The sequence below is a fragment of the Pseudoalteromonas luteoviolacea genome, from assembly GCF_001750165.1.
Taxonomy (GTDB): Bacteria; Pseudomonadota; Gammaproteobacteria; order Enterobacterales; family Alteromonadaceae; genus Pseudoalteromonas; species Pseudoalteromonas luteoviolacea_G.
This window is the reverse complement of the sequence record NZ_CP015411.1, coordinates 743,696-759,293: the sequence shown is the minus strand read 5'-3', so window position 1 is coordinate 759,293 and position 15,598 is coordinate 743,696. Positions and strand designations below refer to the sequence as shown.

11 protein-coding genes are annotated in these 15,598 nt (G+C 43.1%); 8 read left to right on the top strand and 3 right to left on the bottom strand.

Features of this window, described 5'->3' with window-relative positions; genetic code table 11:
- Positions 1-154: 154 nt before the first annotated feature.
- From S4054249_RS03140 to S4054249_RS03125, 4 genes are all read left to right on the top strand, one after another.
- The gene (locus tag S4054249_RS03140) at positions 155-4,684 is read left to right on the top strand and encodes an alpha-2-macroglobulin family protein (RefSeq protein WP_052961015.1); all 4,530 of its coding nucleotides are present in this window, start codon (positions 155-157) and stop codon (positions 4,682-4,684) included.
- Between the two features lie 45 nt (positions 4,685-4,729).
- Entirely contained in the window at positions 4,730-6,910 is a 2,181-nt protein-coding gene (gene pbpC, locus S4054249_RS03135; RefSeq protein WP_230851791.1) for a penicillin-binding protein 1C, read from the top strand.
- Between the two features lie 160 nt (positions 6,911-7,070).
- On the top strand, positions 7,071-7,700 hold the full coding sequence (locus S4054249_RS03130; RefSeq protein WP_046356883.1) for a hypothetical protein: 630 nt from the start codon (positions 7,071-7,073) through the stop codon (positions 7,698-7,700).
- A gap of 346 nt (positions 7,701-8,046) precedes the next feature.
- Positions 8,047-8,403 (top strand): RidA family protein, encoded by a 357-nt coding sequence (locus tag S4054249_RS03125; RefSeq protein WP_046356884.1) that lies wholly within the window; start codon positions 8,047-8,049, stop codon positions 8,401-8,403.
- A 39-nt stretch (positions 8,404-8,442) separates the two neighbouring features.
- Here the strand turns inward: S4054249_RS03125 and S4054249_RS03120 are convergent, their stop codons facing one another.
- On the bottom strand, positions 8,443-9,828 hold the full coding sequence (locus S4054249_RS03120) for a PLP-dependent aminotransferase family protein (RefSeq protein WP_046356928.1): 1,386 nt from the start codon (positions 9,826-9,828) through the stop codon (positions 8,443-8,445).
- A 95-nt stretch (positions 9,829-9,923) separates the two neighbouring features.
- Between S4054249_RS03120 and S4054249_RS03115 the strand changes: the two genes are divergently transcribed.
- Positions 9,924-10,544: a LysE family translocator gene (locus S4054249_RS03115; protein WP_052961017.1), complete on the top strand. Its 621-nt coding sequence runs from the start codon at positions 9,924-9,926 to the stop codon at positions 10,542-10,544.
- A gap of 11 nt (positions 10,545-10,555) precedes the next feature.
- Positions 10,556-10,990, top strand: coding sequence for a GNAT family N-acetyltransferase (locus S4054249_RS03110; RefSeq protein WP_046356885.1), 435 nt, complete (start codon positions 10,556-10,558; stop codon positions 10,988-10,990).
- A gap of 73 nt (positions 10,991-11,063) precedes the next feature.
- On the opposite strand, the gene S4054249_RS26485 is transcribed toward S4054249_RS03110, so the two are convergent.
- Positions 11,064-11,210 (bottom strand): hypothetical protein, encoded by a 147-nt coding sequence (locus S4054249_RS26485; protein WP_155401389.1) that lies wholly within the window; start codon positions 11,208-11,210, stop codon positions 11,064-11,066.
- 390 nt (positions 11,211-11,600) lie between these two features.
- Here S4054249_RS26485 and S4054249_RS03105 point away from each other — a divergent pair, with 390 nt between their 5' ends.
- Both S4054249_RS03105 and S4054249_RS03100 read left to right on the top strand, forming a co-directional pair.
- Positions 11,601-13,640, top strand: coding sequence for a S9 family peptidase (locus tag S4054249_RS03105; RefSeq protein ID WP_046356886.1), 2,040 nt, complete (start codon positions 11,601-11,603; stop codon positions 13,638-13,640).
- A gap of 134 nt (positions 13,641-13,774) precedes the next feature.
- Positions 13,775-14,344, top strand: a complete 570-nt coding sequence (locus S4054249_RS03100; protein ID WP_052961018.1) for a hypothetical protein — start codon at positions 13,775-13,777, stop codon at positions 14,342-14,344.
- An 84-nt stretch (positions 14,345-14,428) separates the two neighbouring features.
- Here S4054249_RS03100 and S4054249_RS03095 read toward each other — a convergent pair whose 3' ends face one another.
- Entirely contained in the window at positions 14,429-15,535 is a 1,107-nt protein-coding gene (locus S4054249_RS03095; RefSeq protein WP_046356887.1) for a LamG-like jellyroll fold domain-containing protein, read from the bottom strand.
- Positions 15,536-15,598: the final 63 nt, after the last annotated feature.

Sequence of the window (15,598 nt, the reverse complement as noted above, 5' to 3'; positions counted from 1 at the left end):
TTTTGCTATACAGTTAAAGTTAGAGCAAATAATCATTTAATTATTGATTCTTCGTTCTAATCCTTTACTCCTAATAATGATTAATAAGATAATCACGCTAAATTCATGTAAGTTACGTAAACTTATTTAATATCAGTAGCATTAGGGGAATATCATGATCGCAAGGAGTGTGCAAACCAGCTGGTTACTCATCTCTGTTTTATGGCTTTTAATTGGCTGGCATAACAATGCACTCGCACAGTCTAAAAAACGCCAAACACCGCAAGTAGCCATCGTAGGCTCAGGTCCGTTGGTGCCAAAAAGCGCGCATCAAGCAATTCCTATTAGTTATAAAAATACCGCCGAAGTTGATATTGAGATTTTACGCTTAACCAGCCCACATGACTTTTTACAAAGGCATTATTTAAATGACAGAATTTATCCCAGCTCGCTGGATAGGTTAAGTTACAGCTATGAAAGCGTCTTTGCCGACCGCTATACGCTACCAAACAATACAAAAGATAAAATTCATTCTGCAAAGTTACCCATACCAAAAAGCTTGCCATCTGGATGGTACATCGTCACGCTCAAAGCCGCAGGACAATTTGATGAGCTGCAGGCAAAACATATGCTGCTTACAGAACTTGGGATCCAAGCAAGAGTCCAGAAAAATGCTGCTCACTTTAGTGTTAACTACTTGCAAAATGGTCATAGTGTCGTTGATGCCAAAGTGAGTATTTATCGCGAACATGAACTCATTCGTCAAGGTAAAACAAATCCTCAGGGCAACATAGATTTTGCAGTCACATTAGAACAAAATGATATTGTCATTGCTGAGTTAGAGAATAAAAACAATGTCCCTCAACTCGCCATTTTACCTTTAAAAGAAGTGCCTCTGGATCTCTCCGCTTATCAATTAGGCGGCCGCTTATATCAAGAAACAGAAGCCTTTATCTACAGTAATAGAGACCTAGTCAGACCTGGGGATAGCTTACCGATAAACATCTTATTACGGGACTTTGATGGCCGTAAGACCAACATAGATAAACTTACCTTATCGGTAAAAAACTCTCGACAAGAAGAAATCATTAAAGAAACAATACAAACACAAGACGCAGGTTTTTTCAGCAAGTCACTGAAAACGGCTAATGACTGGCCAACGGGTCGCTATACCGTGGGGGTAAAACTAGACCCCAGTGCCCGAAGCCCCATCGCTGAGATGACCTTTCAGCTAGAAGAGTTTGTGCCTGAGCGTATGGACCTCAAGATAGATACAGCGCAACCATTTGTCATTGCAGGCAATAAAAACAACCTGACCTTACATGGTAAGTATTTATTTGGTAGCCCAGCCGCTGGCAATACCTTTAAAACAGATATCAGCCACCAGCCCATCAGGCACTACCCCGGTCCATATCAGGCATTTGTAGTGGGTCAAGATTTCTATTTAAGCGGTCGCTACAAATCTCTCGGCAATAAGAAATTGTCAGATCAAGGTAGCGCACAAATTAAGATTGCGACCCCCAGTGCAACACAAATTAAAAGTCCGGTGAAAACTCAAGTATTTGTTGCACTTCAAGAGGCCGGCGGCGCTGCAGTGCAACGCACCAGTACTTTTACAAGCTGGAAAAACGAGACCATCCCAGGAATTAAACCGCTCTCAAAAGACGTCCAATACCGTTCAGATGCGGGCTTTGAAATTGCTTTATTATCAGCCGATGGTCAAACACTATCCAATGGCAGTATCAAGTTAGAATTATATTACGATCAAGGTAATTACTACTGGATGTATGAAGAGGGTATCGGGTGGCAGCGCCAAAAACAAGACCGATGGCGTAAAGAGCAGCAAAATGTCGTCGATGTAAAGGCAGATATCGCGCGCGTTGAATTACCTGTCAACTGGGGAAATTACCGACTTGAAGCCACCGACTTAAAGGCTGGAAACAAAACGCATTATGAGTTCTATGCGGGCTGGTATCGCGGATATGGCCAATACGCAGTAAAGCCTGAGCATTTACAACTTACGCTAGATAAAGAGGCCTACCAAGCAGGTCAGCAAGCCAAGCTCACATTAACGACACCCATCGATGGCGAGTTGATGGTCACTCTGGAGTCTGATCGTGTACTTTGGTCACACAAAGTTGCTGTGAAAAAAGGACAAAGTCACATTGAGATCCCACTCGAACACACGTTAGCTCGCCATGATCTCTATGTGACTGCAACCGTATTTGGCCAACAGCAAAATGCCCCAAAACGCTATTTAGGCGTAATACCATTACCACTTGATAGAAGTAACCGCCAGGTCAAACTGGCAGTAAACTTGCCAAACCATGTAGAGCCATTACAAACAGTAGAGATCCCCGTCACAGCAACAGGGCTAAATGATGACAGCACCACTTGGGTCACGGTTTCCATGGTGGACAAAGGGGTCGTCAACCTCAGTCGCTACAAGCCAAACAATCCTTTCAACTATTTTTTTGCTCAGCGTCGTTACAGTGGAGATATTGTAGACTTATACTCTCGCCAATACGATCCGCGTCCAAACCCATTTGCCCAGTCCCGCTTTGGTAGTGACAGTATTGAGAACAACACTAATCGCAATGATGACTTAGTTGAAAGCAAAACCATTCAATTAATGTCAATGCCAGTCCAAATGCAAGATGGCAAAGCCGTCGTAAAGCTTGCATTACCCGACTATAATGGAGAAGCACAGCTTATTGTCACGGCGTTCAATGATAACCAAGTGGGCCAGCTGGTACATGACCAAATTATTCGTATGCCACTGGTTACTGAGCTTGCCGTACCTCGATTTTTAATCCCAGGTGACAATTCGTCTGTTACACTTGATGTACACAATTTAAGTGGTAATACACAAACACTGGATATTCGCCTCAGTGCAAATAACCATATCGCACTCACAGGACAAACTGAGCACTCGGTGACCCTAGATCACGCGGCACACTGGAGCTACACAATACCGCTTCAAACTACCGAACATACCCGTGAAGGTAGCACAATATTAACTTTGCACGCAAAGGGAGAAAATGTCGACGTAGAGCGCAGTTGGCGAGTACCGGTCAAACATATTGAGCCGTGGGTTACTCAAGCCAAAAATAGCCAACTAAGTCCACAACAGTCCATCTTATTTGATGAAAGCAGCTGGGATGGCTTAAAACGAGTGAAAGGCAAAGAAGGCAAATTACTCATTAGCCACACGCCTATTCTTAATATTGACCAATTTGCCACAGGACTACATGCTTACCCGTACGGATGTGCCGAGCAAACAACCAGTAAAGCTTGGCCCTTCATCTTACAAAACCCAAAACTAGAACAATTTCAGCAGCGTGCTTTGAAAAATGAGGCCAAGCTCACTTCTAACAAAGCGTATATCAGTACCGCTATCAGTCGCTTGAAGACCATGCAAAAGACATCTGGTGGTTTTGGCACCTGGGGCAGTTACAGTAAAGAGTCACCTTGGCTTACGGTATACATTACTGACTTCCTCACTAAAGCCGACGATAAGTACCCAGGGTTGGTGCCAACAGATATGCTACAGGAGGCACAATATCGCGTATTACGTTATGCTAGAGGTGATTTTGTCAACGCATTAACATATAGCTCAGAATCTGCCGTTGCAGCGACAAGCTACGCCGCTTATGTGTCAAGTCAATTAGGTAAGGTCAGCTACAGCGATTTAGAGGCGCTTCAAATCACCTCTTATCCATCGCAGCTGAGCTTGGTACAATTTGCAGCAGCACTTGCCAAAACAGGCGCGATCGCACAGGCTTCAGCCTTGCTCAACCAATTTGATACACAATCTCGAGTGAGCGCTTATATCTATGATTACGGCAGCCAGGTGCGAGACAAAGCTATGACGGTTATCGCCTTGAACGAAATGGCCAAGTTGCAAGGCTTAAAAAGCAAAGCGCAACGCCTCGCCAATGCTCTAGCTGAAGACCTTCCTTCGCTTGCCATTAATAAGCAATGGTTAAGTACACAAGAGCAAGCTGCATTACTGCGCTCGGCAGTGGCACTGGATAAGCAAAACCAACAACCTCTTACAGTAATGATTGATGGTAAAGAAATCACATCTCAAGGGCGTTTAGAGTATCCATTGCTTCCTGACTTGGCGCTTGTGAATCCTTCTGATGCCACTTTATATGTACAGCAGCTGCACACCGGCTATCTAGCCGTTAATCCGGTTGTGAGCAATCAAATTGACCCATTTAATACCATCAAAATAAAGCACTTATTAAGACGTTGGTACACTCTTTCAGGCCAACCACTCGATCAACAAGTATCACTCAAAGTTGGAGATCGTGTTTTGGTGGTACTCAATGTCGAAACAAAAGAGCGCATTCATGATGCAATGATTGTTGATAAGATCCCAGCCGGCTTTGTACTTGAAAACCCGGAGTTACTGCAGGATTTAGATATCAAGCAGTTGCTTCCTGAAGGGGTTGTATTAAGTCATGTCGAACACCAAGAATATCGTAACGATAGATATGTGGCTGTGACCGACCTTAAACCTCGTGATTATAGCCATCGCTACAACAGTGACAATTCAAGGCAACAATTTGCATATTTACTGCGTGCCGAAGTACCCGGCACCTATGCCAACCCGCCAAGCTTTATTGAGTCTATGTATCGGCCACAAAAACATGTGCTCTATAAACAATTCCCATCTAAAATCACTATCGAAAGGTAGCTTTGAGCGCCCATTACAGGGCGCTTACCACTGTGACTATGCCAAATGACGCTTAAAAAAATCCTATTTATCGCTTTATCAACATTGTTATTCATCGTGATGACCGCGATCGTTTGGCACACAAGCAACCCGTTACCCCCCATTTATCCAGATGGCCCAGCTACACTGATTAAGGCCAGTGACAACCGTACTTTACGATCATTTGGTGATAAACAGGGTGTTCATCGCTATCATGCCACCCTCGCAGAAGTAAGCCCTTTCTATTTACAAGCCTTGTTACATTACGAAGACCGATGGTTTTACCACCACTACGGGGTGAACCCTTTTTCTTTGCTGCGCGCGGCTGGACAATGGATAAAACATGGTCGTGTGATTTCTGGAGGCTCAACCATCACCATGCAAGTAGCCCGTCTTATCGACCCTCATGCTAGAACTATTTCTGGCAAACTGCACCAAATCGCCAGAGCAGTTCAATTAGAGTGGTATTTTAGTAAAGAGGAAATACTCACCTTTTACCTAAACCTTGCGCCATTTGGCGGTAATATCGAAGGCATTGCAGCAGCCTCAAACCGATATTTTGGCAAAGCACCTCTACAACTCACTAAAAACGAAGCCGCATTGCTGGTTGTTCTGCCGCAAAAACCCTCGCGCTATCGCCCAGACCGCTTCCCTACTAAGGCAGAAGCTATGCGCAATAAAGTTTTAAAGCGCCTTTATCAAGGCACTTTACTCGATTCGGAACAATATCGCCTACTCATCAAAGAGCGCGTTAACCTTCACGCAGATAAGCAACCACTCCTAGCCCCTTTGCTTGCACGTTACCTCAAACAACGCTATCCGCACAAACACAAGCTCCGCACCACGATAGATTATTCATTACAAAAGCGTCTGTCGATATTACTACACCAAACCAGTCAACGCTTGCCACATAAAGCCTCGGCCGCCCTGGTGATTTTACATAACCCCAGTGCACAGATCCGCGCTTACCAAGGATCAGTTAATTTTCGCGATGCAAGTCGATTTGCCCACGTCGATATGGTGCGCGCAACACGTTCTCCAGGCTCAACCTTAAAGCCTTTTATTTACGCTCAAGCATTGGATTTAGGCCTAATCCACAGTAAAAGTTTGCTCAGCGATATCCCCGCAGACTTTGATGGCTATAAACCGCAAAACTTAAATGGTGCCTTCAGTGGACCTGTCAGTGCGCAGCATGCACTGCAAAAATCGCTTAATGTGCCTACGATTCAACTGCTCAATCGCATTACGCCACTTCGATTTGAGCAGAATTTGGAGCGGGCAGGTATTCACCTTTCTCATCAACAAGCCAATCTATCTGTAGGTCTAGGGGGAACAGGTACCCAATTACTTACACTTGCAAAACTGTATCGTTCGCTAGCAAGTGAGGGTCATATCGCCCCCTTGAACGTGCTCAAAGATGTACCAAACAAATCAACGTCAGTACAGATTTTAAGCCCACAAAGTAGTTGGATAACCTTTAAAATGCTCAGTGCACAAAGTGCCCCAGATCGCGTCGTACCCTCTGTGCGTCGTCAAATTGCATGGAAAACAGGCACAAGTTATGGCTATCGAGATTTCTGGGCTGTGGGTGTGAGCCATGATTATACCGTCGCAGTCTGGGTAGGCCGCCCAGATGCAAGCCCGATGCTTGGTTACCTTGGCGCAACTCAAGCCGCCCCTCTGATGTTCGATGCTTTTGATTTGCTGCCACCAGACCAGCGACTTTTAACGCAACCTACCTCAGTAACAAACACTCTCATTTGCTGGCCAAGTGGATTAGCGCTGGAGCACATACCAAATAATCGATGCGAATCTCAGCACCATGCGCTTACTATCAACCATATGACACCACCTAGTATGGATATTTATGGCGACTTTACGACAAACATGAGCTGGCCAGAAAAGCTCGCCCATTGGCTTAAAAACAAGCACATTAATAATAGCGCGGCCGCATTACACAATTCATCTCAACCTGCTCCTAATTACTCCATTGCCATCACCTCTTTGAGGAATGGTCAACACTACTATCGCTCTCAACTTAGTACCCTGACTTTAACGTCTACACACCCAGCGCAGGTAAGCTGGTTTGTTAACCATGAGCCCATTACCGAGCCACAAATCAAACTGAGTCAATATTTAGGCGAAACCACAGTGTCCGCCTGTATTGACGCGCAATGCGATAAACAGACTATCTATATACACCCCTGAGATGGCCTCGGGGATTACTATTTACCCAAAACAAGCACAAATCTATCTCCCTTAGTTTAGAAAAGTAAGGTGAGTCTGCTACACTCAGCTCATGACTGTTGTCTTTATGTCACAAAGTATGACAGCCTAAACTAACAGATTGAAAAAGGTGAACTAAATCGTGTCAACAGATCCTTGGAATGTATTAGCACTGGCGCCAACTTCAGATAAACAGTTAATTGAAGCCGCGTATCAGCAAAAACTCGAAGATTTAAAAACTGAACCAGAAGAAACGCGTTCTGAACAAGAACAAGCGATCAATGCTGCATACCAATCAATTTTAAGCAGTCTTGTAGAACCTTTTTCTCCAGACGCTAATAGCCTAGCTGATCCGCTATTCAATGAGTTTAGCGACGAGCTAAGCGATTTATTAACCAATGCACACCGACATACTCAAATTTCAGCATGGCAGTTGCTCGTTGATCACCCTGCTTGTGAAAATGTTACACTGAGAAACGATCTCGCTGCGTTGGTATTTGATAAAGTGTTAACCCACCAAAAAACATGTCAGATTGAAAAAGAGATGGTTTCTAGCGAAGTACTGATTTTTCTAACCGAGCAACTAGAATGGGCTACCCGCGATGATTTAAAAGCACGATATGGAGAAGGCTTTTACTATCGGATGACGCAGCAAGAAATTCCACAACAAGAAATCGTGCCTGAACCGATTGCAGACACTGGCAACCTTGCCAATATTTTTATTGGTCTCACTATTATTTGTGCCATTGGTTTACTGATGATATCGGTCTAGCAACGAGACATACCGGATTTAGCCAGTCAAGTCAGGCTGGCTAAAGTCTCTCTTCGGAGCAAGTGCCTGATGGTCTCTTGGCTAATGTTCACAATGCCTATAACTCAGTCAGCTTTACAAAGTTAAAGCGAAGTCAGACCAGTAATGGTGAGCGAAGCAAGGTACCTAAACGCCTCTTTACCAAATACAGCTTCACACGACACTGATACACATAACAAACTCCCACCGTCTCAATAGCCACTCATACTGCTAGGCGTCTAGTATAGTGTTGGTATAAACTATGCCCAACCGATCAGACATTAACGGATCAGCGCCGAATTAACAGGCCTGAAATCGAGGAAAAAACATGAGCATAACTCGTAAACATACTAACCAGCGTATGAGCCGCATTGTAATACACAATGATACTATTTATCTGTGCGGGCAAGTGTGTAAAGACGCAACACAAGGTATTAAAGAGCAAACACAAACCATGCTCGACAAAGTAGATGCCTTACTTGAAGAAGCAAACAGTGACAAAAAACACATATTAAGTGCAACAGTCTACATCAGTGACATGCAATATTTCGCACAGATGAACGAAGTGTGGGATGCATGGGTGCCTGAAGGGCATGCACCGGCGAGAGCCTGTGTGCAAGCGGCTATGGCAAGACCTGAGTTACTGGTTGAAGTTTCCGTTGTCGCAGCGGTTAAAAAAGACTAATACAAGATTAAATAGCCGATTTTCATCGGCTATTATAAATCATATTACCACATCGGAACTGACCAATAGATCTTGTAATACCTTGTCAACCCGGGCCATAGCAAACTCAAATGCTTCTCTAGTAGTAGGCCCACCAAGTGTAAATCGAATGCCATTTATATCGCAAATTTCATGGGGAGATGCAAACACATCTAGTGTGCGCACTTCAACTGACTGCGCTTTAAACTGGCCTGCTACATAGTGCATATTTAAATTATCTGGCAGGTGCCAACATATATTCAAACCAAAAAAAGCCGCTTCAAAACCATACTGTCTAAGCACCTTATCAAAACACTCCTGTCGGTAACGGAGCTCCTCTTCTAACTTACACTGATTATACTGATACTCTTTGCTTTGCAATGCACGCATCATCAATTCAAAGTTCATCATCGATACCGACCAGCACTGAGCATGAACGGTGTTGATCACTTGCTGCTGCCATAATAAGGGGGTCAACATATAGCCAGCGCGTAGCCCACCGCTAAAGTACTTAGAAAAACTAGCCAAATAAAAAACTCGATCAGGGGCTTTTTGCCACAAAGGCAAACGCCAATTTTCAGGCAAACAGTAATTCACATCGTCTTCAAGAATAAAAAAGTGATACTTGCGGCTCAATGCCAATAGAGCTTGCAGTGTTTCTTCGCTGTAGCGCACATTAGTTGGGTTTTGACAATTCGGCGTAATATAAATTGCTTTGACTGGTTGGCTTTGGCAAATAGACTCAAGTTGTACCAAATCGATGCCTTGTTCATTTAACGCCACGCCTTTAGTACATAATCGTAAGTTGTTACACGCTTTAAAAAAACCTGGATAAGTCAGGGTTTCATGTATCACTAAATCTCCCGGTTCACACAAAGTAGATAAGCAACTATAGATCCCCTGCTGAGCGCCTTGAGTAAAAATAACATCGTGCTGTTCACACGCAAACCCACGCTGCAACAACCAGTCTCGGAAAAACCGCTGATGTCTTGGCAGACCATTGAGCTTATAGGTCATTAACTCAGCAAGTTCCGTATGGCTTTGTGATAGGTCCTGCATCGCTTTTGCAATAATACTGTCTTGTCCCATCAAAGGTTGCACACTGGCTGCCAAATCACTGACCTGTAGCTCATGGAGCAAACTATTATCTTTAGACACATAAGTACCAGCGCCTAATTTTGCTCTAACATAGCCTCTTAGCTCAAGCAGAACATAAGCTCTGGTCACCGTACCATGCGTTATTTGCAAAGCATCCGCCAATGTCCTCTGTGCTGGAAGACGCTGATCAAATGTCAATTGTTTGTTGTCTATTGACTGCTCAATCAACTCTGCTAATGCCATGTATTTTGGTTTGGTTGCGGCCAGTCGCAAAAAGAGTTCCCCATCGGGTTCCCAAATTGTATTCATAACAATAAATAAATTGATGCCCATTTGTACTTATGACAATAATTAAACACGAAACAAATAGCAAGAATTGTATTGATACAATTAAGGAGTTAACTTTGCCATTGGTCGAACTATTTACCCTATTTCCTGCATTGGTATTATTCAGCTTTGCTGCTTCTATCACGCCAGGACCAAATAATATTTTACTCACCTACTCGGGCTCTCAGTTTGGTATAAAAAAAACCCTCCCACATATTGTTGGGATCCGAGCTGGCATGACCATTATTCATATCGCTATGTTGATGGGCTTGGGACACCTTGTATTGGCAAATCCTCAATTACATTTAACGTTTAAACTGTTAGCTACTGGTTACATCGTTTACTTGGCCTATAAAGTTGCATTTAATCACAAGGGCCCCAGTAAGCTGCAGCAACAGAACCAGCCACTTTCCTTTATGCAAGGCGCTTTATTTCAACTGATAAACCCCAAAACAATGGCGACTCTTCTCTCCTTAACCACCGCATTAACTCTACCTGGCGATTACTATTGGCACTCAGCCATACTTGGTGTTCTGGTCTTTAACGTGGTTGCTTTAGGCAGTGGTTTAAGTTGGACTTACTTTGGTAAAATGCTCAGTAAAAAACTGCAAAATCAAAAGCATATGCGTAGGTTTAACTATGTCATGGCCAGCTTATTGCTCGCTTGTTTGCCACTTATTCATATCAATACTTTATAGGAGTTTAGAGTATGCAGCTTGTCAATCGGCTTACACAATCACAGTTTAACGAGGCTTACCAGTTTTTGTCACAGAGAAGCTATTGGAGCAAAGGGATTTCACGAGAAAAATTGTATGTCGCATTTGAAAACTCACTGTGTTTTGCTCTCGTGCACAATAAGCAACTCATTGCATTTGCACGTGTCGTCACAGACTACGCTACATTCGCCAATTTACTGGATGTATTTGTATTAGAGCCATATAGAGGAGTTGGACATGGCAAGCAGCTCATTGATGCAGTAGTCACACATCCTCAGCTACAAGGGTTGAGACGGTTTACACTGGCAACACATGACGCACATACTCTGTATCGCCAATTTGGCTTTGACGATGTTAAAGCGCCTCAGTATTTAATGGAGCGTTACATACATTTGGCACCCACATCGCAGCCACAACCCCAGCAATAATCAACAGTGCAAGCATGTATAAAAAGGTGCGAAGCCTCGCACCTAACTCAACGTCATTTGACCATCATTAGGGTTATTTCCCAGTATGGGTCTCTGGCTTACATGGAAAATAGCAACCCGTGATTACAGCACCACCAGCCACTTTGCCAGTCTGATGCTGACTCACTACTTTATGAGATAAATTTGCCAACTTTTTTGTTTTAAGATTAAGTTTCATCATTATTTCCTTATTTAATTTAATGCTTATACCATCAGAATGGTACGCATAAGATATCCATTAAAAATGGGAAAGCAAGGAATAAATAACCCTAAAAAACATTAAATTAGGAATAAAATAATAATAATTAAGCAGATAGATGCAATATGATAAACAGTCTACAAAACTGTTTTTAATCGCCAATCTAGCAGGTATCTATATCACAGAGCTCATTCTGCAACTTAGATTCATAGCCACTACTTTAGTCTTATCAATAATCGTGATTCACCTAAACTTGATTTCGATCACATGATCACCATTCGACCACATGCTTGGTCAGACTATCTCATAATGCTTGTGTATCACAGGATTCACTTTTAATGTTAGGAAAATCAAAAATAATAGATTCTACTTATGAAACCAATCACAACTCTTGCCCTAAGTGGTGTATTGCTTGCGCTTGCTTCAACAGACAGTTTAGCTAGCACGGCAACATTTAAATCTGATGACATCTTTGCGCTTGAATACGCAGCCAGCACACAGATAAGCCCCGACGGTAAAAAAATTGTTTATGAACGCAGTAGCTATGACATTATGCACGACGTGCCAAAACGTACGTTATGGTTATACGATATCGCTAAAAAAAGTCACTACCCGCTTTTTGCCGATCAACATAACTACGGCCAACCGCGCTGGTCACCAGATAGCAGTAAAATTGCCTTTACCAGTAACAGCAGCGGGTCTCGCCAACTACACGTATATTGGGTAGAGCAAGATAAACAAGCGGTGCTAACGCAACTGCCAAAAGCCATTGGTCATATCACTTGGTCACCAGATGGAGAGCAAATTGCATTTACAATGAATGTGCCGCAAGGTAAATCTAAGTTTGCAAAATCAGTCAAATTACCAAGTAAACCAAAAGGCGCAGAATGGTCAGAGCCGGTTAAAATCTTTGAAAAAGCCAGATACCAAGCTGATGGACGCGGCTACTTAGAACCAGCGTTTAGACATGTTTTTGTATTACCAGCAAATGGTGGTACCCCCAGACAATTAACCAAAGGTGATTTCCAGCACCGTGGTCCATTGGCTTGGAGTCCAAATAACCAACACATTGTTTTCTCATCTGATCAACACCCTGAGTGGGAATACCGTACAACAGAGACCGATTTATATCAGGTCAACGTTACAAATCAAACTCTAAAGCAACTGACAGACCTCCCTGGTGCGGAATATAGTCCAACCTTCTCTGTCAAAGGCGACAAACTGGCATTCATTAGCCGCGGCAATGCGCCTGTACCATACATCAATAACCAATTGACCTTAATGTCAATCAAAGACAGCAAGCTTAAAATCTTAACTGATGAGCTGGACCGCTCTGTTGCAGATTATCAATGGGCTGGTAAAGGTGACTTTGTTATTCAATATGATGATCAAGGTAAACGAGTCTTAGCGGCGGTTTCTACTCGTGGTAAAGTAAAACCATTAGTTGATGATGTCTCTGGTACAACTCTTGGACGCCCTTATGTCAGTGGCAATTTTACGATGGCAAATAACGGCACACTCGCTTATACCCAAGGCAACAGCAAAGCACCTGCTGATGTTGCCTATTGGCGTAAAGGTAAAACAACCACGCTGACACAGTTAAATCAAGACCTTTTAGCACATAGGACACTGGGTGACGTACACGAACTAAACTACAAATCATCGTTTGATGGCGAGCAAATCCAAGGCTGGTATATTACGCCCCCTAATTTTGATAAGTCCAAAAAGTACCCACTATTAGTAGAGATCCATGGCGGACCACATTTAGCGTACGGCCCGCACTTTAGTGCTGAATTACAACGTTATGCCGCTGAAGGGTATGTTGTAGTTTACGTCAACTACCGAGGCTCAACCAGCTATGGTGAACGCTTTGCACTACTATTAGATGGGAAATACAGCTCCAAAGAAGACTTTGCAGATCACAACTCTGCTGTTGACGCCCTAATTGCAAAAGGCTTTATCGATGAGAACAATCTATTTATCGCCGGCGGCTCTGCTGGCGGTATTGCGACAGCTTATGCAGTAGGTTTAACAGATCGATTCAATGCAGCTGCCATCACCAAACCAGTTATTAACTGGATCAGTAAAGTGCTAACAGCAGATAGCTACCTTGGACAAATCCGTAATCAATTCCCGGGATTGCCATGGGAAAACCTAGCTCACTATTGGCAGCGCTCACCATTATCGCTGGTAGGCAATGTCACCACGCCATCGCTGATCATGACAGGCGAGTTGGACAGACGTACGCCAATGTCTGAGTCCGAACAATTTTACCAAGCATTGAAACTACGTAAAGTTGATACCGTATTGATACGCGTCCCTGGCGCACCACATGGTATCGCAGGACGCCCCTCCCGTATGATTTCAAAAATTGAGCATACACTGGCCTGGTTCGAGCTATATAAAAAGTAGTCCATCACCATAAAATTAAATTGCCGAGTTATCTCGGCAATTTGCTTATGTCAGATATACAAAATAGATTCAACAAAAAGGATGAGTTGCCGATATAAAAATTTAAGGCACGTAAACACTGATAAGGAATCATCATGTTATCGAAAATCCTCCAGCATACACATATCACGCAACCACAAAGACAAAAAGAAACAGAAGCCGCACCATATGGCGCTCGCCATAAAATAACAACTCCCCTGCCTGATAACATCCTCAAACCGACGCCCAAACCTCCCTCTGTATTTAGAGAAAATGACGAAGACAAAGAAGAAAAGCCCCCGATTATTACTAAAGAACTAGACGAGGAGGCCGCGGGATACAAAAGACGTAATCCTGTCTTTAAAGAACAATATGAAAACTTAGAAAAAGTCGTCGAGTTGATACAAGAAAAAATACGTAACTTGCAAAAAGAAATCAATGAGCTCAAAAAGCCGCCACTGCAACGCACCTTAACATTCCATGGGGTTTCCACCGAAGCACCTAGCGAGCGAGCTGAAAACGAGCAATTATCAGAACACATTGGCAGTAAGGCCTATAAAAATACCAAAGAAGAGGAACAGATAGAGATACTTGAACAGCAGATGCAAAAGCTCAAAGGACAAGAAGCAGAGATCCGCACAGAGATGATCAACCTGATACTAGAAGAGCGTAAGAAATCTAAATGATACGGCTGAACGCCACATTATTGCAGTGCACGGGCAACTGAAATACGTGGACAGCACTTTCAACTCTGTCCACAAGCCCCCCATTTAAATCCCGCCTTTACTTCCAGAGCCGCTACAGTTACGGCTATTACCTAACGCATACTGTTGACGAATTTCTGAAGGGGTAAGTACCCTATGATGTAATGCGATTTCACCGATCGCGCCTTTAAATAGTCCCGTTTTAAAAGAAGACCGACTGCCAATTCTCAGTGGCATTTCATTACTCAATGAGCCTTGACGCCCAGTAGGGTCGAAAGCACTATTAAGCTGTCCATTAAGATAAAAACGTATCCCTTTCGTGCGATCTCTATCTATGCTGACAGCAACATGATGCCACTGACCATCAGAGACAAATGCTTTAGAGTCATAAAACGTGCAAGAAGAATCCGGCTCTTGACAATACCAGCTCCCATCACCATCTGCTAACTGCAGTGCTAAAAACCCATCATCTATATAGAACGCGTAACCTTGCACATCAGATACTTGGTCTTCATAACGCTTATCGACAATGATATGCTGACCCATTGAAGATGTTTTAACCCAGGTCATGAGTGAAAAGTCTCCCGTACCGATATCCAGCTCAGAGTTAAACGCCTCTACATAATCATCAAAACCATCAAGGCAAAATGCTAGATCTGATTTTTTATTGGCCAACGTAATGCTATCACCAGCATGAACAGCAAGTTGATATTGCTCACTTTTGAGTACTTTTGGTGCTGATGAATACAGCCAACTTGCCCACACTGCAACACCTAACATAAGCAGTAAAATTGTGATTACAAGTGGCCAAATTTTCAGCGTTTTATCAACATAATCAAGCTTAACCGGTTGCGCTAATAGATAACCTTTACCTCGGATATTTTTAATGTGTTCTTGCTCATCCAAAGCTAAAAAGGCTTTCCTAAGAATACTTATGCGCTGCTTTACATTTTCATTGCCAGTCACAACACCTTGCCACACTTTATTTTGAAGTTGCTCTGCTGCCAAAGGGTTATGTTGATGCTCTACTAAAGTTAGAAGTAATGAAAATGAGAGTTCAGAAAGTGGTTGACTCAAATCATCCTTGCGTAAAGTTTTAGTGTTTAAATCTGCATAAACAGCCCCCACCCAGAAACCTTTACATTTTTCTAAACTTAACTTTCTTTCATCCATAAAAAATTTATCCATATATATCAAAAGGTAATACTTACCGAAATTCGGTAAAAGTAATTTTAC

Coding starts and splice junctions, on each gene's coding strand:
- S4054249_RS03140 (WP_052961015.1), top strand. CDS start 155: ATGATCGCAAGGAGTGTGCAAACCAGCTGGTTACTCATCTCTGTTTTA.
- pbpC (WP_230851791.1), top strand. CDS start 4,730: ATGACGCTTAAAAAAATCCTATTTATCGCTTTATCAACATTGTTATTC.
- S4054249_RS03125 (WP_046356884.1), top strand. CDS start 8,047: ATGAGCATAACTCGTAAACATACTAACCAGCGTATGAGCCGCATTGTA.
- S4054249_RS03120 (WP_046356928.1), bottom strand. CDS start 9,828: ATGAATACAATTTGGGAACCCGATGGGGAACTCTTTTTGCGACTGGCC.
- S4054249_RS03110 (WP_046356885.1), top strand. CDS start 10,556: ATGCAGCTTGTCAATCGGCTTACACAATCACAGTTTAACGAGGCTTAC.
- S4054249_RS26485 (WP_155401389.1), bottom strand. CDS start 11,210: ATGATGAAACTTAATCTTAAAACAAAAAAGTTGGCAAATTTATCTCAT.
- S4054249_RS03105 (WP_046356886.1), top strand. CDS start 11,601: ATGAAACCAATCACAACTCTTGCCCTAAGTGGTGTATTGCTTGCGCTT.
- S4054249_RS03100 (WP_052961018.1), top strand. CDS start 13,775: ATGTTATCGAAAATCCTCCAGCATACACATATCACGCAACCACAAAGA.
- S4054249_RS03095 (WP_046356887.1), bottom strand. CDS start 15,535: ATGGATGAAAGAAAGTTAAGTTTAGAAAAATGTAAAGGTTTCTGGGTG.